Origin of the sequence: Amycolatopsis sp. NPDC049253 (assembly GCF_040678995.1) — a bacterium.
Classification (GTDB): Bacteria; Actinomycetota; Actinomycetes; order Mycobacteriales; family Pseudonocardiaceae; genus Amycolatopsis.
This window is the reverse complement of record NZ_JBFAQX010000013.1, coordinates 71,566-90,881: the sequence shown is the minus strand read 5'-3', so window position 1 is coordinate 90,881 and position 19,316 is coordinate 71,566. Positions and strand designations below refer to the sequence as shown.

General features: G+C 70.4%; 14 protein-coding genes and 1 tRNA gene. 5 read left to right on the top strand and 10 right to left on the bottom strand.

The features are described from left to right. Nucleotides 1–9 precede the first annotated feature (9 nt). Nucleotides 10–807, bottom strand: a complete 798-nt coding sequence (locus AB0K15_RS27315; RefSeq protein WP_364056228.1) for an IclR family transcriptional regulator — start codon at nt 805–807, stop codon at nt 10–12. Nucleotides 808–912: 105 nt separating this feature from the next. Between AB0K15_RS27315 and AB0K15_RS27310 the strand changes: the two genes are divergently transcribed. From AB0K15_RS27310 to AB0K15_RS27300, 3 genes are all read left to right on the top strand, one after another. Beyond that, nucleotides 913–2,100 carry an FAD-dependent monooxygenase gene (locus AB0K15_RS27310; protein ID WP_364056225.1) on the top strand — a complete coding sequence of 396 codons (1,188 nt, stop codon included), beginning with the start codon at nt 913–915 and terminating at the stop codon, nt 2,098–2,100. Nucleotides 2,101–2,212: 112 nt separating this feature from the next. Beyond that, nucleotides 2,213–2,800, top strand: coding sequence for a TetR/AcrR family transcriptional regulator (locus AB0K15_RS27305; protein WP_364056222.1), 588 nt, complete (start codon nt 2,213–2,215; stop codon nt 2,798–2,800). Between the two features lie 86 nt (nt 2,801–2,886). Beyond that, nucleotides 2,887–4,296 carry an amidase gene (locus tag AB0K15_RS27300; RefSeq protein ID WP_364056219.1) on the top strand — a complete coding sequence of 470 codons (1,410 nt, stop codon included), beginning with the start codon at nt 2,887–2,889 and terminating at the stop codon, nt 4,294–4,296. A 60-nt stretch (nt 4,297–4,356) separates the two neighbouring features. Here AB0K15_RS27300 and AB0K15_RS27295 read toward each other — a convergent pair whose 3' ends face one another. Then, the gene (locus AB0K15_RS27295; protein ID WP_364056216.1) at nt 4,357–6,225 is read right to left on the bottom strand and encodes an FAD-dependent oxidoreductase; all 1,869 of its coding nucleotides are present in this window, start codon (nt 6,223–6,225) and stop codon (nt 4,357–4,359) included. 1,184 nt (nt 6,226–7,409) lie between these two features. Beyond that, nucleotides 7,410–7,483: transfer RNA gene (locus AB0K15_RS27290), tRNA-Leu, on the bottom strand. Between the two features lie 122 nt (nt 7,484–7,605). Here AB0K15_RS27290 and AB0K15_RS27285 point away from each other — a divergent pair. Next, nucleotides 7,606–7,827 (top strand): DUF3618 domain-containing protein, encoded by a 222-nt coding sequence (locus AB0K15_RS27285; RefSeq protein WP_285972933.1) that lies wholly within the window; start codon nt 7,606–7,608, stop codon nt 7,825–7,827. 114 nt (nt 7,828–7,941) lie between these two features. Here AB0K15_RS27285 and AB0K15_RS27280 read toward each other — a convergent pair whose 3' ends face one another. Both AB0K15_RS27280 and AB0K15_RS27275 read right to left on the bottom strand, forming a co-directional pair. After that, a complete protein-coding gene (locus tag AB0K15_RS27280; RefSeq protein ID WP_364056212.1) occupies nt 7,942–8,346 on the bottom strand; it encodes a hypothetical protein in 405 nt (134 codons plus the stop codon). A 220-nt stretch (nt 8,347–8,566) separates the two neighbouring features. Further along, on the bottom strand, nt 8,567–9,160 hold the full coding sequence (locus tag AB0K15_RS27275) for a TetR/AcrR family transcriptional regulator (protein ID WP_364056209.1): 594 nt from the start codon (nt 9,158–9,160) through the stop codon (nt 8,567–8,569). A gap of 70 nt (nt 9,161–9,230) precedes the next feature. On the opposite strand from AB0K15_RS27275, the gene AB0K15_RS27270 reads away from it, so the two are divergent. Continuing rightward, on the top strand, nt 9,231–10,691 hold the full coding sequence (locus tag AB0K15_RS27270) for an NAD(P)/FAD-dependent oxidoreductase (RefSeq protein ID WP_364056206.1): 1,461 nt from the start codon (nt 9,231–9,233) through the stop codon (nt 10,689–10,691). Between the two features lie 235 nt (nt 10,692–10,926). Here AB0K15_RS27270 and AB0K15_RS27265 read toward each other — a convergent pair whose 3' ends face one another. The 5 genes from AB0K15_RS27265 to AB0K15_RS27245 all read right to left on the bottom strand — a co-directional run bounded on the left by AB0K15_RS27265 (nt 10,927) and on the right by AB0K15_RS27245 (nt 19,057). Beyond that, nucleotides 10,927–11,421: a helix-turn-helix domain-containing protein gene (locus AB0K15_RS27265; protein ID WP_364056578.1), complete on the bottom strand. Its 495-nt coding sequence runs from the start codon at nt 11,419–11,421 to the stop codon at nt 10,927–10,929. Nucleotides 11,422–11,604: 183 nt separating this feature from the next. After that, nucleotides 11,605–13,032, bottom strand: a complete 1,428-nt coding sequence (locus AB0K15_RS27260; protein ID WP_364056575.1) for an LCP family protein — start codon at nt 13,030–13,032, stop codon at nt 11,605–11,607. 448 nt (nt 13,033–13,480) lie between these two features. After that, nucleotides 13,481–15,640, bottom strand: a complete 2,160-nt coding sequence (locus AB0K15_RS27255; protein ID WP_364056203.1) for a phospholipase — start codon at nt 15,638–15,640, stop codon at nt 13,481–13,483. Between the two features lie 237 nt (nt 15,641–15,877). Continuing rightward, nucleotides 15,878–17,104 carry a GGDEF domain-containing protein gene (locus AB0K15_RS27250; protein ID WP_364056200.1) on the bottom strand — a complete coding sequence of 409 codons (1,227 nt, stop codon included), beginning with the start codon at nt 17,102–17,104 and terminating at the stop codon, nt 15,878–15,880. A 738-nt stretch (nt 17,105–17,842) separates the two neighbouring features. Further along, nucleotides 17,843–19,057, bottom strand: a complete 1,215-nt coding sequence (locus tag AB0K15_RS27245) for an MFS transporter (RefSeq protein ID WP_364056197.1) — start codon at nt 19,055–19,057, stop codon at nt 17,843–17,845. Nucleotides 19,058–19,316 lie beyond the last annotated feature (259 nt).

Genomic DNA, 19,316 nt, shown 5'->3' with positions numbered 1-19,316 from the left:
CCGGTGTGGTCAGCCCGGTAGCGGGAGGTCGGCGTCGCGCACGTCGAGCCCGGGCCGCCAGCCCAGGCGGCGCGAGATGCTGAACGCGCTGGCCAGCACCGGAGCGACGACCGTGGCCAGGTCGAGCGAGCCGGTGCGCACGACGACCGACAGTGCCGCGACGACGCGGCCGTGGCCGTCGGTGATGCGGGCGCCCACCGAGTCCGCGCCTTCGGTCATCTCGCCGCGCACGGTGGCGGTGCCGGACCGTCGGCAGGCCGACAGCTCGGCCCGCAGGTCCGCCGGGTCGGTCACGGTCCGCGCGGTGAACCGCGCCGGCCCGGCCGCGAGGTAGGCCTCGATCAGGGTCCGGCCGGCGTGCGCGAGCAGCACCTTGCCGACCGCCGAGCTGTGCAGCGGCAGCCGCCCGCCGACGTGGGAGGCCAGGTCGACGGCGTCGCGCGCGGAGAAGCGCTCGATCACCACGGCCTCGTGCCCCTCGCGGACGGCGAGCTGCACGTGCTGGCGGAGCGCGGCGTGCAGGTCCTCCAGGAACGGCAGCGCGACCGTGCGCAGCGGCACCGACCGCGGAGCCAGGGTGCCCAGCTGCCACAGGCGCAGGCCGACGGTGAACCGGCCGTCCGGCGTGCGGTCGAGGGCGCCGGCGATGAGGAGCTCGTGGGCGAGCCGCCGGACCGTCGCGTGGGGGAGCCCCGTGCGGTGGGTCAGGTCCGCGAGGGTCAGGGCGCTGTCCTCGGGCGTGAACGTGAACAGCACCCGCAACAGCCGCGAGCTGACGCTGCGGCCGGGTTCGTTCGTGCGGGGCATGGTGCTCGCAGCCTACGGCGATGTCCATTGGACGAACATCGCCGTTCCTGGACGGCCTCGTGCGCGGTCATGCTCACCGGTACCCGAGACAAGGAGGGAACGCCGGTGCCCGAACTGCGGATCGCCGTCGTCGGAGGGGGAATCGGGGGACTGGCCACCGCCGCGTTCCTCGCGCGGGCGGGGCTGGCGTGCACGGTCTACGAGCAGGCCGCCGAGCTGGGCGAGGTCGGGGCGGGGCTCGTCGCCGGCCCGAACCTGGTGCGCCTGCTGCGCCGCCTCGGTGTCCTGGACGAACTGCTCGCGCGAGCGGTGGCGATCGACGTCGGGTGGGAGTTCCGGCGCTGGGCGGACGGGAGCGTGCTGTCCGCGGAGAACCTCGCCGAGTCGTGCGAACGGCTCTACGGCGAGCGCACGTACACCGTGCACCGGGCCGACTTGCTGAGCGTCGTCCAGGCCGCGGTGCCGCCGGCCGCGCTCCGGCTCGGCGCGAAGTGCGTCGGCGTCGAGATCGCCGACGACCGCGCGGTCCTGTCGTTCGCCGACGGCACCACCACGACCGCCGATGTCGTGATCGGAGCCGACGGCGTGCACTCGACGATCCGCAACGCCCTGCTCGGCCCGTCGCCCGCGACGTTCTCCGGCCTGTGCGCCTTCCGCGCCCTCGTGCCGGCCGCCGCGGCGCCCGCGTTCGCGCTGCGCAAGGCCCACACGCTCTGGCTCGGCCCCGGCCACCACCTCGTCCACTACCCGATCTCGGCGGGCGAGCTCATCAACATCGTCGCGTTCGCCCCGGCCGGTGAGGACGTCGTCGAGTCCTGGACCGCCACCGCGACCCACGCGGAGTTCGCCGCCGAGTTCGACGGCTGGGACCCGCGCCTGCGCGAGCTGATCGCCGCCGCCGGCACCCCGGGCCGCTGGGCGCTGCTGGACCGCGCACCGCTCGCGCAGTGGAGCCACGGCCCCGCGACCTTGCTCGGCGACGCCGCGCACCCGATGTTCCCGTTCTTCGCCCAAGGCGCGGCGCAGGCGGTCGAAGACGCGGCCACCCTCGCGCTGTGCCTGGCCGCCGACACCACCGAACCGGCCCGCGCGCTGCGCCGCTACGAGTCGGCCCGCCGCACCCGCACCGCCCGCCTCCAGACCGTCTCGCACGAGCGAGCTCACCTCAACCACCTGCCCGACGGACCGGCCCAGCAAGCCCGCGACGCGTCGTTGTCCGGGCAGGACCCGCTGGCCGCGAACGCCTGGATCTACGGGCACGACGCGGAACTCGTCCCTCCTTTGTGGACCTGAACGTGCCGGAGCACGGACCTCTTCGCCGTGGGGCACACCGTCGGGCAACGCTCAGAGGGGCGTCCGTAAGACCCTCTAGACGACCGGTCTAATCAGCTGCTACGGTCATGCCATGCCGACCACCAAGACGGAAACACGCCAGAGCATCCTGGACACCGCTCGCCGGATCGTCCTGGCGAAGGGGTATGCCGCGGTCGGTATCAACGAGGTGCTCGCCGACGCCGGGGTGCCGAAGGGGTCGTTCTACCACCACTTCGAGTCCAAGGACGCCTTCGGCGAGGCGATGATGAAGAGCTACTTCGACGATTACTTCGCCACCATGGACCGGATCGTCGCCGACACGGCGAAGACCTCGGGCGAGCACCTGATGCAGTACTGGCAGTACTTCTACGACACGCAGGCCGCGGACAACTGCCAGGGCGGGTGCCTGGTGGTCAAGCTGGGTGCGGAGATCGCCGACCTGTCGGAAGCGATGCGGGTCACGACGAAGGCCGGGACCACGGCGATCGTCGACCGGCTGGAGCGGATGATCACCGACGGTGTCGCGGACGGGTCCGTGTCCGTCGACGACAGTCCGCGTGCGACGGCGGAGAGCCTCTACGACCTGTGGCTCGGGGCGAGCATGATCGCGAAGATCCACGGCAACCCCGGCCAGCTCGACCGCGCCATGGCGGTCACGCGCCAGGTCCTGCACGTCTGACCAACCGAACTCCCTGAGACGTCGGTCTCGGGCGAGATATGGAGTAGACCGGTCTAATGAAGTAGACCGGTCTAGGAGAGGAAATCATGTCCACCGAGCTCACCCGGTCCGACGCGACCGAACTCGCGGAGCTGATCCGCACCAAGAAGGTCTCCTCCGTCGAGGTGGTGCAGGCGCACCTCGACCGCATCGAGGCCACCAACCCGAAGGTCAACGCCATCGTCACGTTGGCCGAAGGTGCCCTGGAGGCCGCGAAGGCAGCGGACGCCCAGCTCGCGTCCGGGGTCGAGGTCGGGCCGCTGCACGGCGTGCCCTTCACGGTGAAGGACTCGTTCGACACCGCCGGGGTGCTCACCCAGCGCGGTTCGCCGATCTTCGCGGGCCGTGTCCCGGCCACGGACGCCACCGCGGTGGCGCGGTTGAAGAACGCCGGCGGAGTCCTGCTGGCGAAGACCAACCTCCCGGAGTTCTCCTACGCGGTCGATTCCGACAACCTCCTGACGGGCGACACGAACAACCCCTGGGACCTCAACCGCACGGCCGGCGGTTCGAGCGGCGGGGAGGCGGGGGCGATCGCGTCCGGCATGTCGCCGATCGGGCTCGGCAGCGACCTGGCCATCTCGGTGCGCGGCCCGGCCGCCAACACCGGCATCGCCGCCCTCAAGCCCACGCACGGGCGCATCCCGATGACGGGTGCCTGGCCCCGTGAACCGCGCCGTGACTGGCACGTCGGCCCGATGGCCCGCACTGTCCGCGACCTCGCCCTGGCCTACTCGTTCCTCGCCGGACCCGACGGTGCCGACGGGTTCTCCTCCACCGTCCCGGCCGCGTTCGACGCCGGCCTGGGCACGGCGCCGACCCGGCCCGTGCGCGTCGGCTGGCTGGTCGACTCCGGGCTCGGCCCGGTCGACCCCGAGGTCGCGGCAACCGTCGCGGCGGCCGCCGAAGCACTGCGCGGCGCCGGGGCGCAGGTCGACGCCGTGAGCATCCCGGCTATCGAGCGCGACACCCCCCTCGAGCTGTTCAACCTCCAGCACGTCATGGAGGTGAAACCGGCCTACGCCGACGCGACCGCCGGGCACGAGGACCAGATGTTCATGGCCACCAAGTTCATGCGCGACGCCCCCGCGACGGCCATCAAGGACTACGTCTCGGCCGAGCAGGGCATCGAGCGCCTCCGCGACGGATTCGCGTCGTACTTCCAGCAGTACGACGCACTGCTGCTCCCGGTGACGACAGTGCCCGCGCACCGGCACGGGACCACGGAACTCACCCTCGACGGCAAGACGCTCAGCATCTTCCACGTCATGTCGACGACGGTGCCGTTCAACCTCACCGGGCTCCCGGCCCTGTCCATGCGGTTCGGCACGACCACCGACGGCTTGCCGATCGGCGTGCAGCTGGCCGCCTCCTGGCACGCGGAGTCGACCATCCTGCACCTCGCCTCAGTGCTGGAAACGCTGAGCCCGGTGCGGGACCAGCACCCCACGCTCTGACCTCGCGGCGCCCTCGAGGAGTTGCCGGCTCCTCGAGGGCGCCCGGGTGCGTTCCGCGCGTCAGCCCTGAGGCTGGTCATCGGTCAGCCGGCCCACCACTTCGCGCAGCTCCGGCAGATGCTTCTCATACACGCCGCGAGGCGTGGTCCCGTGTTTCTTGCAGAGGAAGGCGGCGGCCGCGGTCGCGATCGCGTGCTGGCCGCCGTTGGACATGAACTTGGTCGAACCGCCGGCGACGTGAGTGACGCTGATGTGCTTGCCCGCCATCATGAGGTTCGCGATGTCGGCCGAGTACAGACACCGGAACGGGACTTCGTACGGCAGCCCGTCGCGGGTGTCCCAGGTCCAGTTCTTGAGGCGGAAGTCGTACTTCCGGTTGCCGGCGTGGTGCAGGCAGAACGCACCCGAGTTCAGGACGACGCCGTCGTCGAACGACGTGTGGGCGCGGATGTCGTTCTCGGTGAGGATGTAGTCGCCGAGATAACGGCGGTACTCGCCCTTGGCCGTGACGTGGGCGACCCAGTCGAACTCCAGGTTGGCGTAGGTCACCGGCTCTCGGTCCTTGATGTTGGCCAGCGTGCCGTACAGGGCGCAGAGCAGGTGATCGCGGACGTGCTCGCCACTGGTGTACGGATCGAGCCGCTGGCCGTACTCCCAGAAGTGCGTGCCGGGGAACCGGCCCATGGTCAGGCGGGCGCGCAGCCGGTCCGGAAGCTTGCGCATCACCTTGCCGACTGTTTTCCGGTACGGCGCGCCCTTTTCGGCCGTCCTGGCGAACTGCGCTTTCAGGCTGTTGCCGGCGATGGGGCCGGGGTGGTTGTCGACTCCGGGCCGCGCGACCTGCCCCGTGAGCTTGGCGAAGTCCTTCGCCACCTTCCGCGCCCACGGCACGTCGGGGAAGCCGACCGGGGCGTCGGCCAGGTGGGTGCGGAAGAACAACGTGTTGCCGTGGTGCGACGCGACCCGTTTTCGCGGCGCGAGCGGTTCGCCGAACTCGCTCCGGGCTTCTTGCCCGAAGAGGGTCCGGGCTCCGGTGAGCAGGCCGAGGATCGCGGTACCGGTGCAGTCGATGAACACCGGCGCCCGGTACCGCGACTCGGCGCCGGTGCGCGCGTCCCGGGCGTCGACCGAGGTGATCCGTGAGCCGTCGGACCTCGCGTCGAACACCCGGTGTTCCAGGAACACCGAGACGTTCGGCTCGGTATCGAAGACCTTCGCCGCGTGCAGGTCCCCGTCGTCGGAGCGCTCGACGAGCTCGATGATCAGCGGCGCCGGCCTGCCCTGCGGGGTGAGGCCGATTTCCTTGCTGGCGTTGCCGCCGAGCAGGGGCCGGTCCTGGAGCAGCGCGACCCGGCAGCCCAGCCGTGCGGCCGCGAGCGCCGCGGCGCACCCGGTGACTCCGCCGCCGACCACAACGACGTCGAACTCGCCGCGGTCACCCGGCTCGGGCGGCAGTCCGAGCAGCTGCTTGCGCCACGGGCGTGGAGCCTCGTCGGGTGGCGGTTCGCCGGTCAGGCCCAGGAAAATCGCGTCGCAGCGCCCGTCGAAGCCGGTCAGGTCGTGCAGCGCCAGCCGCACTTCGCCGCGGCGGAGCTCGACGGTGCCGCCAGGCTGCCAGGACCAGTCCCGGCCGTGCGCCCCGAACTCCGCATCCAGCCGGGTCCCGTTCACGGTGAGGGCGAACCGTCCCGGGTGGTGGTCGGGCACCCAGTCCTTCGTGCGGACCCACACGTGGTACCGGCCGTCCTCGGGCACGGCGATCGTCGTGGCCGCGTCGGCGACCGGCCGCCCGAGACCGTGCGCGAGCAGGTACGGCGACCCCATTTCGGACTCGAACTGCGAGTCGACCGTCCAGCCACCGTGGTCGTCGAAACCTTCGGCTTCCACGAGGACCCCGAGCGGGTTCTCGCGGGAGGGCGCGTCCGTCATCGGTGCCGGCTCCCTTCGCAACTCTGCGGGCTCGCAGCGGTCTGACGAGTTTAGTTGCACAACAGGACGGACTGTCAATCGCGACGACGCGCTCACCTGACCTCGGTCACACGGCCGGGAAAACGAAGTCACGCCGAGCTTCGCGTGGGCGCGGCCGGGTCGCCGTGGCGGTCGAGAGCCGCGAAGACCCCCTGTGCAGAGCGGGATCGGGGGTGGGCGAAGATCAAGAAGGCCTTGCCTCGGCGGCCGCCGGTCTGCGAGCGACCGGGTCCGCGCCAGCCCCGGTGGACGTTGCGGCGTAGTAGCCCGTCACCGGGGAATCCACGGGTTGGCCACAGTGCGCCGGCTACCGATGCGTTCGGGGTGTGGGCGTAACACAACGCAATCCGAACTCGTCGATCTTGGTTGAGGGTCCTGAGATCGTCATCAAGGCCGCGGCCGTTCACCCTCGGGCAGTGCGCGTGCGGCTTGTAGCCCTCGCGCCCGGTGCACCGGCGGCTCGTGCTCGGCAGCGGTTGCTCGTCTACGCCGGTGACGCCGGACCCCGGTGATCAGCAGTCCTGTCGCGCGCACGGCCTCGCCCCCGGCGATGGTGGTGTTTGATCTCGTCCCAGCCTGCAACGATCGAGAAGGGTCGGTGCCCGCGCGGCCCTTCTCCCCTTTTGCAGGTCATCCCAAGTCGGGTTGCGGATCTGGTTCGGTGGGGCTCGCGGTGATGGATGCCGGCCACTGCACGGTGATCAGACCGGTGACGAAGATCCCGTGCTCGCCGATCTGGGTGGCGAAGTCCAGTTCGATCCGTGTCGTGGTCTGTCGGAGCCGGTGGGTTTCTCGGAAGCCGTAGCGCCAGGTCCCGCAGCCGCACCGTCGTGATCTCCTCTGCCACAAGGGTGGGTGTGGCGTCGCGGTGTGCGGTGCAGGAGGCGACGAGAAGCTGGTCGTGTTCACCAGCTGCTGTGAGCGGCCGATTGGGACGGATATGAGGCGATGCGGGACCACAGAACTCGCGCCCGGCCAGGCGCACAACCAGCCCGGTGAGGCAGGAGGTGCTCCTCGGACCGAGGAGACTCGCCCGGCGCGATGTTCGTGTCGTGTCACGCTTCGCGCGTTCCGGCCGGCAACCCCTTCGAGTCGCAAATCAGCAGGTGAAGAGACTCGAAGGGGCTACCGATACTGGGGGATTGTGGGGCCGGAGAGACTCGAACTCTCACTGGCACGGACCTAAACCGTGTGCCTCTGCCAATTGGGCTACGGCCCCGGGAAAGCCGGGGGAATCGTAGCGCGCGCCACGTTCGGGGTGGCTCGGCGTGGCCAGTGGCCGTGGTGGGGGTGTCGTCCTCTAACGTGGGCGCCTACAGTCCGACGCGGCGAGGAGGGCACGTGGCTCGCGACCCCGAGACCATCGAGCGTGAGATCGAGCAGGCCAGGACGGCGCTGGCGGCGACGCTCGACCAGCTGGGCACCAAGGCCAACCCCCAGAAGCTCGCGGACCAGGCCAAGAACGGCATCCGCGCGAAGCTGGACGACCCCAAGGTCAAGTACCCGCTCATCGGCGTCGGGGCGTTGATCCTGGCGTTGCTGGTCCGCAAGCTGTTCCGCTGATCCACCCACACGTCTGAGCGGGCCCGGGGAACCGGGTCCGCTCAGACGTATCGGGGTGTGAAAGATCGACAAAGCGACAGCCGGCGTGTCGGACAAGGCCGGCTGAACGCGGTGTCAGGCGCGCGGTGAGACTGTCGGCTTCGAGGCCGGGACGGCGGGCGTCTCCTCGGCCTTGCGGTCCTCGACTTCCTTCGGCAGCTGCTTGCTCGGCGGGAGCTGAGGCTTCGCCGCGGCGGCCGGCTTCGAGGACCCCGAAGGCGGCACCTCCAGCGGCTCGATGTCCGGCAGGGTGAGCCGCGCGGCCATGTAGGAGCTGGTGAACTCCAGGGCGCTCCCGTTGAGCAGGTGCACGACCGTGGGTCGCCCGTCCGGGGCGAGCTCGTCGACGAGCTGGTCCGCACGGTCACGCGCGGCGATGATGCCCGGCGCCTTCGCGGTCCGTTCCTCGCCACGGCCGCTGACGGTGATCGTCCAGTCGTCGTTTTCGTGCGCGTACGTCGCTGTGATCGTCTCCACCACTACCTCACCCCTCTCGCCATCAGCATGCGTCACTGGCCGAGACTCGGCCACCGCACGCTCATGACGCGATTTCTGCGCCCCCGCGCAACCCGCGACTGTCCATCAGTCTTTCTACAGGGTTCTCGATACCGTAAAGAAACTCTGTGTCACAAGACACGGGAGGGGATTCGCACTGAGTGACGACCGAATGGCCTAATGCGCGTGCATGTTCACGCGCACCTCAGCGGGCCCGTCGTGACAGTCCGGACCAGAGCATGTCCATGGCGTAGTCGGTCGCCATCTCGGGTGTCACGTCCGGGAAACGCTCACACCAGATCGCGAGCCGCTCGCACGCGCCGACGACGAACTCGGCCGAGGCCTCGGCGCGGAGCTCGTCGTCGAAGTACTCGCTCATCACCGCCACGATCAGGTCCGTCTGCTGCCGCCGCGTCTGCTCGATCTCGTCGGCCGCAGGCGTGCCGATCAAGGCCATCTCGTGCCGCAGCAGCGACCAGGCCTCCCGGCGCTCGCGGATGAAGACGAAAAACGCCAGCAGCCCGCGGCGCAGCGCGTCCTCCGCCGAAACCGCGCCCACCGTCGCCTGCTCGGTCGCCTCGCGCAGGGCGGCCCGCGACTGCCGGATGCACGCCAGCAGCAGGCCTTCCTTGGAGTGGAAGTACTCGTACAGCATCGGCTTCGACACGCCCACGAGCTCGGCGATCTCGTCCATCGACGCCGCCCCGTAGCCCCGCTCGGTGAACACCCGTTCGGCGACCTCGATCATCTGCCGTTCGCGCTCGGCCCGGGGCACGCGCTTGCGTTTCGCGGTGGTCACCAGAACACTCTACCGCCAGTAACCTACTCGAAGTAGGATGGACTTCGAGTAACACTAAACGGGAGGGCGCATGGGCAACCGCACCGAGACCGGCGTGATCGTGGTCGGGACCGGGTTCTCCGGCCTGGGCATGGCCATCCAGCTGCGCAAGGACGGCCGCGAAGACTTCGTGATCCTCGAGAAGGCCGACGACGTCGGCGGGACCTGGCGCGACAACAGCTATCCCGGCTGTGCCTGCGACATCCCGTCGCACATGTACTCGTTCTCCTTCGAGCAGAACCCCGGCTGGTCGCGCGCCTACTCGCCGCAGCCCGAGATCTGGAGCTACCTGCGCGGTGTCACGGAGAAGTACGGCCTGCGCCGCTTCCTGCGTTTCGGTCAGGAGATGACCGGCGCGCGCTGGGACGCCGAGGAGAACCGCTGGCACGTCACCACCAAGTCGGGCGACGAGTTCGTCGCCAAGGCCCTGGTCGCGGGCGTCGGCGCGCTGCACCGGCCGCAGATTCCGCACCTGCCCGGCATCGAGGACTTCGCCGGCCCGGCGTTCCACTCCGCGCAGTGGGACCACGGCGTGGACCTCACCGGCAAGCGCGTCGCCGTGATCGGCACGGGGGCGAGCGCGGTGCAGTTCGTGCCCCGGATCGTCGGGCAGGTCGCGAACCTGACGCTCTTCCAGCGCACCCCGCCGTGGGTGATGCCGAAGGCCGACCACGACATGCCCGGCTGGGCCCGCGGCCTGTTCAAGGCGGTGCCTCTCGCGCAGCGCGCCTACCGCGACGTCCTCTACTGGATGCTCGAAGCCCGCGCCATCGGCTTCAACGGCCAGCCGTGGGTGATGCAGCTCGGCCAGCGGATCGCGAAACGCAACATCGACCAGGCCGTGGCCGACCCCGCGCTGCGCGCCAAGCTGACGCCCGACTACACCATGGGCTGCAAGCGCGTGCTGATCTCCAACGACTACTACCCGGCCCTGGCCAGGGACAACGTCGAGGTGGTCACCGATGGCGTCGCCGAGGTCCGCGAGCACAGCGTGGTCGACGCCGCAGGTGTGGAGCACGAGGTCGACGTGATCATCTACGGCACCGGCTTCCACGTCACCGACGCGTTCGACACGCTCGAGATCGTCGGCCGCGACGGGCGCAACCTCGCCAAGGAGTGGGCGGCCGAGGGGATGCGCACGCACCTCGGCATCACCGTCAACGGGTTCCCGAACCTGTTCTTCCTGCTCGGCCCCAACACCGGGCTCGGCCACAACTCCGTGGTGTTCATGATCGAGTCCCAGATCTCCTACATCGCGCAGGCGTTGCGGCTGGCCGGCGACCGCGCCATCGACCCGCGCCCGCAGGCGCAGGCGGCGTTCAACGCCGACGTGCAGCGCAAGCTCAAGAAGGGCATCTGGACACAGGGCGGCTGCAAGAGCTGGTACCTCGACGCGAAGGGCGTGAACCGCACCATCTGGCCCGGCTTCACGTGGCGGTACTGGCTGGACACGCGCACGGTCCGCCGGGAGGACTACGAACTGCTGGGCTGATCGAGCACGGGTCGGCAAAGGGGTACGAAGGGGACTTTCGCGGCAGGGGAGGAGGCGCGAAAGTCCCCTTCGTAGTTTGTGGTGAGGGCAGGAAGGCGCGCCGGACAAGCCCACGGACGGCCGTGGGCGTGCTCGGGTCAGGGATGAGGCGTGGCGGGGGCTTTCGCGACCCTCGACAGCGCGAAAGCCCCCGGCCGGGACCGGCGAAACGGCCCGTGTCGGCTCCGCCCGTGGCTCAGGCGGGCGCGAGTTTGCGCAGGTGGCTGATCAGGTCGACGACCGGCAGGTCGCACAGCTCGGCCATCCGCTCGAGCGCGGGCAGGTCGAGCGACACTTCGGCCGGGCCCGAGCTCAACGTGGTCGCGCCCGCTCCCGGATCGCCGCGGCGCAGCCGGTCCTCGGCCCAGCGGCGCAGCGGCAGCAGTTCGGGCGAGGCCTCGGCCACCACTCTCCGCAGGTCCACCCGCACGCGTCCGGGCTCTTCCACGAACACGCGCCGGTGCACCTTGGCCAGCAGGTCCTGGGGCAGTTCGTCCATCGCGACGCACAGCTCGACCAGGCGCACCACGGAACACTGCCGGGTGCCCAGCTCGTACGTCGCCAGCGTCTGCAGGGAGATCTCACTCTGCAGATGCGTGTTCAGCTCCTTGCGCGTCCAGCCTCGCCTGCGCCGGAGCTTGCGGAGCTCGTCACCGAGTATCCGCTGGTAGTGCTCAGCGTCGATCACCACTTCCTCGTCCCCTGCCCTGCTCACGCTCTCACACGCGGCGTTCGCTCTCGTGACTGCGAACGCGTGCGCGTCTCACGTGTATGAAAGTGGGCAGTGCGCTTTTCCTTACGCGGTTTCGGCCAAGTCTTTGGTGACGATTTCGCAGGCTGCTCCGAACGGAGGAACCACGGTGCGCTGAACAGGTCAGTTGACGCAGGGGACGCCGTCGGCCGTGATCGGCTTCTGGTCGTCGCCGGCTGCCGGCGGCGGTGCCGCGGGCGAAGACGCGGGTGCGTTGGCCGAGCCGGCCGGCGCGCCGGAGCCGGCGTTGTCGGCGCTCGGCTGGTAGTCCGAGCCGAGGAAGACCATCACGTGCCCGGCGTCGACGCTCTTGTCCTCCTGCACCGTCGCCTTGGTGCCGAGGGCGTCGGCCACGGCGTTGCCGGAGTCCTCGCCGCCGGAGGGCACCCAGATCACGGTGGTCTTGCGCGAGGTCGCGTTGGCCGTGTCGCCCGGGGTGAAGCCCTTGCCGCTGAGCTGCTTCGACACGCTCGCGGCCAGGCCGGTGCGGCCCGAGGCGTTGCGGACGTCGACGGTGATGGCCTTGTTGGCGTCGTTCGCCGGCGGCGGCGCGGCCTGCTGACCGGGCTGCGGACCGGCGAGGCCCTGCACGAACTTCTTCACGGCCTGCGGGTCGACCTCGATGGCGTCGCCGTCGCTGGGCGTCTTGTACGCGACGTTCTCCACCGGGATCGTGCGGAACTCGAGCTGCCCGCCGGTGAGGCCCTTCATCTGCTGGGCGAAGCTGAAGATGTCCCAGTTCTGGTTGAGGACCACCGACTTCTTGATGGCTTCGATGAGCGCGTTGAGCTTGCCCGGGTCGGTGAGCGTGCCGGCCGAGAGCACCTTGCGGGCCATGCCGGCCATGAACACCTGCTGGCGCACCACCCGGTCGAGGTCACCGCGCGGCAGGCCGTGGCGCTGCCGGACGAACTCCAGCGCCTGCACCCCGGAGATCGTGTGCACGCCCTTGGTGAACTTCGCGCCGGAGTAGGAGTCGTCGACGTTGTTGTTGAGGCACACGTCGACACCGCCGATGGCCTGCGTGATCTCGCTGAAGCCGAGCAGGTTGATGGCCGCGTAGTTGTCGATCGTCGACCCGGTGAGCGCCTCGACGGTCGCGATCAGCTCCTTCGCGCCGGCCTGGTTGGCCTTGACGTCGAGCTCCTTCGGGTCCGTCACGCCCTGCTGCTGCAGGTCCTTGCGCGCCTGCAGCATCGCGCGGGCGTACGCGGAGTTGATCTTGTGCTGGCCGTAGCCAGGAATGTTCACGTAGGAGTCGCGCGGCAGCGAGATGGCGACGGCCTTGCTGCCGTCGTTCGGGATGTGCACGAAGATCAGCGAGTCGGTGTTGAGCTCGCCGTCGGCTTCGCCCGCGCGCAGCTGGGCGAGCAGCTGCGGGGACAGCGGGTTGCCCTGCGCGTCGGTGCGGCTGTCGAGGCCGACCAGGAGGATGTCGCGCGCGCCGTCGGCGGGCTGCTCGCCACCCGACTGCGGGTTGATCACGTCGGCATAGTTCAGGCCGTTGACCAGGCCCTGCAGTGACGCCCACGCGTAGCCGGTGAAGGCCATGACCAGCAGCGACACCACGGCGAGGGTGATCTTCGCGCCCCGGTGCGAGCCGCGCCGGCTCGAGCGGCGCGGCGGCGGGCCGGGCCGGCGTTGCGGCGGACGCGACGGGCGGTGCTCGGCGTCGCGGGGGCCGCGCGGCTCCGCGCGGTCACGCGCGGGTGGCGGCACCCGGCGTCCGCTCGCGCGCCCCGGCGGGTCCTGCCAGGGGCGGGCGGGGCGTCGGCCGCCTTGCCCGTTCCGAGGCGGGTGATCCACGCGGTCCGCTCCTTCTGCTCGTCCGTCTGCCTGCCACTGTCCGGTCCCCCGGACCTGAAGACGCATGGTGCCGGGGCGGGGTTGCGGCGGGTGCGCACCTCCCCCGGCCGGTGTGGCCTGCACCACCCATGGTCCGCCACACCGGGCGCATTCGCCCAACCGGCGGTGTGCGTGTCGCGGTTCGAGTTTCTCGTCAAGAAGTCGCGCTCGCAGCGCGGCGCCGGGGAACCAGACACGAAACGGCCGCGACCAGCGCAAACACCGCCGTAGCCGCGTGCAGGACCACGGTGGGCGGGCCGGCCGGCGTGACCATCAGCGCCGGCCCGCAGGCGAGCGCGCACACGAACCACGTGCCCGCCGACGCGGTGGCGCCCGTGCGGACGGTGTGCAGCAGGAGCACGCCGAGCAGCAGGTGCACGAGGCTCTGCACAGGATCGAGGTGCAGGCCGAGGAAGTCGGCGTCGGCGGCGACGTCGCCGAAGCGGGCCAGCGCGAGGCCGAACACGCCCAGCGTCGCGTAGCCGATGCCGAGCGCGGCGGCCGCTCTCGTGAGCAGCACCGGGTGCCAGCCGGTGGCCGTGCGCGGTCTCGACAGGGGCGGCGCGGGTTCGCCGTGGCCGCGCGGGTGGCGTTCGAACCACCAGAACACGCACCCCGCCGGGACCAGCAACAGCGCGATCGCCATCGCGGTGCGCGGCTGCACGAGCCAGCTCAGCCCGTCGGCGATCGGCCCCGGCAGATAGACGACGGCGACGAGCAGCAGCATCGCCGCCAGGAACGCCAGGTACAGGCTCATCGGCGTCCGCAGCACGAACCCGGCCGCGCGGCTGACCCGCGGCCGCGCCGCGACGCGCACCAGCCGTCCGCCGAGCAGCCCCGCCAGGCCGAGCTGGGTCACGCCGAGCAGCAGGATCTCCCACGGCGGTGCCGACAACGCGGCCGGCGCGCCCGGGCTGCCCAGCAGGATCGGCGACGCGCCGAGCGCGAAGGTGGCCACGGCCAGCACGCCCACCCCGGCCACGGCGGCGCCCGCCAGCACCGGCCTGGACAGGCGCACGCCGTCGGCGTGGGCGAACGCGATCTGCTGGGCCAGCAGCGCGAGCGCCAGCGTCGCGCCGTAACCCGGCAGCGGCGAGCCGGACCACGCCGCGGCGGCCTCACCCGCGACGACGAGCGCCAGCAGCCCGGCCACCGACCACAGGCGCGTGCGCCGGTAGAGCGCGAGCAGCGCGGGTGCGCAGACGATCGTCAGCAGGTACACGCCCAGCAGCCACAGCGGGTGCAGCGCGATCCGCATGACGGTCGCGTTCGTGCCGGCGGGGATGCCGAGCAGCTCCAGCGCCAGCGGGACGAGCAGGGCGACCACGGCGAAGATCGACGCCGGCCGCAGCAGCGGGCTCGCGCGTTCGGCCAGGTAGTGGCGGTAGCCGCGGTCGCGTTCGGCCGGCCAGCCGGTGACGTTCGCGTAGCCGCCGGCGAAGAACAGCAGCGGCGTGAGCTGCGCGAGCCAGGTCAGCGGCCACCACGCGGACTCGGGCGCGCCCGCCCAGTCGGCCAGCGCCGTTGCCGATTCGCCGAGCACCAGCAGCACGGCCGAGGCGGCGCCGAGCACCGCCCAGCGCGTGGGGGGACCGGTGGGTGCGCGGGCCGGTCGCGGCGTGGTGCGCCGTGCCGTGTGCCAGCCGCGCAACCGGAACACGAGCAGGCAGCCGATCACGAGGACGCCGGCGACCAACGGCCCGATCGGGTCGGCGACAGGCGGTCCCCAGCGCTGGTGCCACGAGTTCATGACGAGCCCGGCGGAGTACAGCGTGGCGACGACCTGGCAGGTGCCCGGCGAGCCCATCGGGTTGACCACGCACGCGTGGTGCATGTCCTGCGAAAGCCGCGCGTCCAGCGAGGCCCGCACGCTCTGGTCGAGCGGGTGCCCCTTCTTGTCCGCGTAGCGCAGCAGGTCGTAGCCCAGGTCGTGGGCCTTGCACGGCACCGCGTAGTCCCACTTGGTGTTGTCGTCGCCCCACGGGGTGGAGCACCCGCCGTCGACGTGGACGGCGCGAACGGTCCCGTCGCGCGCCCGCAGCGCACCGGGCGTCACGCCGCTGACGGCGGTGAAGTCCTTGGGCAGGAGCGCGAGCGCGGTGGGTTGCGGCCCGGGGTGGGTCAGCGCGGCGATGGCGTTCTGCGCGGCCAGCACGTCGCCGGTCGGCGGCCCCTGGTCCGGCGGCGAGGCCGGGCGCGAGGCGATGAGCCCGAAGCCGAAGACGACGAAGAGCACCAGCAGCAGCCAGCCCGACGTCGACCACGGACGGCGGACGCGAGCGGCGGCCGGAGGACGGTCGTCGGTGGCTGGCATGCGCTCAAGGGTGCCAGCCCCGCCCGGGCGGCGGCATGGGGATGACCCCCGGAAGGGGTGGGGGATCTCCCGGGTTCGACCCGGTTGCGGCATTTCAGAGGGAGGTGAATTGCATCACAGTCCATTTTCCGCGTCTTCCGGTCACGGAGAGCGAGCCCCAGCTGAATTCGCTGTCCGTTTTCGAAGGACCGTTCACCCAACGCGATTAATCGCAATTGGGGCGGGCGGTGATTTCGCTCAGGCCACGCGGGGTGGCGGATCCGCGTCGGCGAACCGCACTTGATTCCGGCCGCCTTCCTTCGCGGCATAGACGGCGGCGTCGGCCGCGTGCAGCAACTGTTCCACCGTCGATCCGTTCGGCCCGAGCAGCGCCACTCCGATCGACGTGGTCCGGCCGGTGATGCGGGCGCGCCCGCCGCGTTTGTCGGTGGTCACGATCTGTTGTTCGGCGATCGCGAGGCGGATCCGTTCGGCCGCGACCTTGGCGGCCGTTTGGTCCACGTCGGGCAACAGGATCAGGAATTCCTCGCCGCCGAAGCGGCCGATGATGTCCCTGGGGCGCGTGATGTCGTCCAAGGTCTGGGCCACCGTGCGCAGGACGTCGTCGCCCGCGGGGTGGCCGTAGGTGTCGTTGATCCACTTGAAGTGGTCGAGGTCGATCATCAGCAGTGCCAGCATTTCGTTGCCGCGCGCGGCTCGCGTGAGGGCGCGGTCGGCTGATTCGGACCACCCGCGCACGTTGAAGATGCCCGTCTTCGGGTCCGTGCGGGCCTCGGACTGCAGCTGGTTGATTTCGGCGAGCCGGTTGCCGAGCACGGTGATGAGCACCAGGATCACGATCGCCGGCGGGAAGTTCACCAGCAGGATCGTGGCGATGGTGCCGAGGCCGATGGTCGAGAGCTCCAGCAGATTGTCGTCCTTCGTGCCCAGCACGTTGCTCAGCGTGGGCGCGGAAGTTCCGCCCAGTGCGAGCAGGCTGCCGATGACGATCGCCTGCAGTGCCGCGTAACAGAAACCGACCAGCATGAGGATGCCGAAGAGCTTCAGCGAGTTGCCGGGCGTGAGGTTCTCCAGCTCCGCCGAGGCGAAGGTCTGGTAGAGCTCGTGCGCGGCCAAGGCCGACACGGCGTGCGTGAACGAGGTGAACACGAACTTGTGCGGAGGCCGGCGCGAGTTGAACCAGCGCTGCACGCGGACGATGACGATCAGCAGCAGGGTCAGGTGGATCGGTAGCAGCAGTGCGCCGGGGAACACCCAGATCCCCGACAGGTCGATGTGGACGGCCGTCACGCGGTTGCGCCGCCGTTCCTCCTGCCGGCGCGTGAGCTGGATGTGCACCGTGGCGCACACGGCGAGGATGCCGAACCGGGCCCAGTCCAGGACCGTGGTGGGCCCGCCGGTGATGATCCCGAACGTCAGCAGGCCGACGGCAAGCGCTTCCCAGGAAAGCAGGAAAACGATCATCCCCCGTGGCTTGGTCCACAGATCCCACGACCGCACGGGATTGCTGGAAATCAACTCACCGAGCCGTTTGCCGACACCCTGCGACCGCGTGGTCGCGTTTTGTGCATCACCGCGTGCATCACCGCGTGCATCGCCGGAAGAATCATGGAACTTCGGCGCGTGATCATGGGAAGGTGTGGGTACCCCGCGATTGGAGTCCGTCGGTTCACCGTGCGCGTGTCCCTTCTCGGGCATCGGGCTCGGCCTCCTCCGGTCTCTCGGGTGGTTCGGGTCTGGTGGTATCCACTGTCGTGCTGTTATCGCTTACCGGTATCATCGCACTCACCGACTTCCCGGCGGTGAGCCCTCCACGAGGGCTGAATTCGTGTTCCGTCCAACCGTGCGCCTCTTCCCCGGAGGTGCCTTCCCCCGATGGCTGGTGAACCCTGAATGCGAATTGCAGCACCAGTCACTGAGCTGTGCCCTCCAGGAGGTGTTTTCCCGATGCGCGACCGCGAAGCCTGAATCGTTCTTGTCTGATTGCCCGGAAATTGTCAGTGCTCTCAGTGCGAGGAGGTGTCCCACCGTGCGTGACCGCGAGGCGTGATTCCGGTGACCGGCAACCGAGAGTTCGTGACAGCGTGAGCAGAGGAGAGACGCGATGCGTGACCGCGAAGCCTGAGAACGAGTGGCACCTCGAGACTTCGATCCGGATTCCAGTACCGGATCGCCCCGGCCGGTGAACGAGCCGGCCACGACTCAGAGCCCGGTATCGGCTGCGACCGCGTGCCGCACCCGGGTCCACGAGAAGGCGGTGGGGATGGCCAGCGCCACGCCGAGCAGACCGGCGAGCGCGATGGCGGTGATCGCGGACCCGGTCACCTGGGCGACCACCCCACCCAGCGCGACCCCGACTCCCTGCGCGACCCGCAGCCCGGTGCGGTAGAGCCCGCCGGCGCCACCGCGCAGCTCGTTCGGCACCCAGGTGGCGAACGTCGCGGTGACCGTGATGATGTACGCGCCCATCGCACCCGCCAGTGCGAGGAGCACGAGAGCCAGCGCCAGGTTCGGCTGGAGCAGGAACAGCGCGAGCAGCGCCAGCGACGTCGTCGCGAGGATGCCCAGCAGGCGCAGCCTGACCTGTGCGGACGCGAACTTCGAGAGCAGATAGGCGCCGGCCACGAACCCGAGCGGGTCGGCAGCCAGCAGCCAGCCGACGGCCGCGGACGACGCGCCGAGCTGCTGCGCCAGCGGAGCCGCCAGCCCTTCGGGGACCACCGCGAGCCCGACCAGCCACGACAGCGCGATCAGCACCCGCAGCCGGCGCTGCCCGAACACGAACCGAGTGGCCCCGAACCACGTCGACTGCTCGCCGCCGGCGGCCGGGCGATCGTGCACCCACACGCGCACGATGACCGCGGCGACGGCAAAGCTCACGGCGTCGACCGCCAGCGCCCACGACGTGCCCACGAGTGTCACGAGCAGGCCGCCGCCCGCCAGCCCCAGCAGCATCACCGTGTTGGTGGTGATCCCGCGCAGGTCCTGGCTGCGCAGGTAGATCTCGTCGTCGGTGAACACCTCGCGCGTGATGGCGTTCTGCGCGGCGTTGGCGGGTGACGCGGCCAGCTGCACGGCCACGAGCAGGCTGCACAGCACCACCAGCGGCATGCCCGGCAGGCTCATGAGTCCCACGAGCACCGCCTGCACCGCGGCGCTCGCGCTCAGCACCGCGCGCCTCGGGTAGCGGTCGGCGAGGAAGGACAGCCCGAGCCCGCCCGCCAGCGCGGGGAGGAACGTGAGGGCGTAGACGACGGCGGCCCAGAGGGCCGAGCCGGTGCGGTTGTAGACGAGGATGGCGAGCGCCACCTTCGCCAGCTGGTCGCCTGCGCTCGAGATGGCCTCGGCCGCCCACAGAACGCGGTACTCGACGTTCCGCAGTGGCGCCGTCAGCCGTGGCGTGGCGTGGGTCGTCACAGGGTGACCACTTCCCCCTCCCCGATCGGGTGAACGTGTGCGGTGGGCATTCTGCCTGGGCTGTGACGGTGACCCCGAGGGAGTCACAGTTCCCGGGCGGTGGGACAACAATCAGTATGCCGCTGATTACGCGCGAGCGAACAGTGGTTACGAGCGTTCTCCCCTGCTGGGCCGTTCAGGGGAGGCGGCCCGGACCCACTCCCGGTCGGTGCTGACCTGTCCGGAGGTACCGGTGGGCTGATCGTGCGTCACTCGCTCG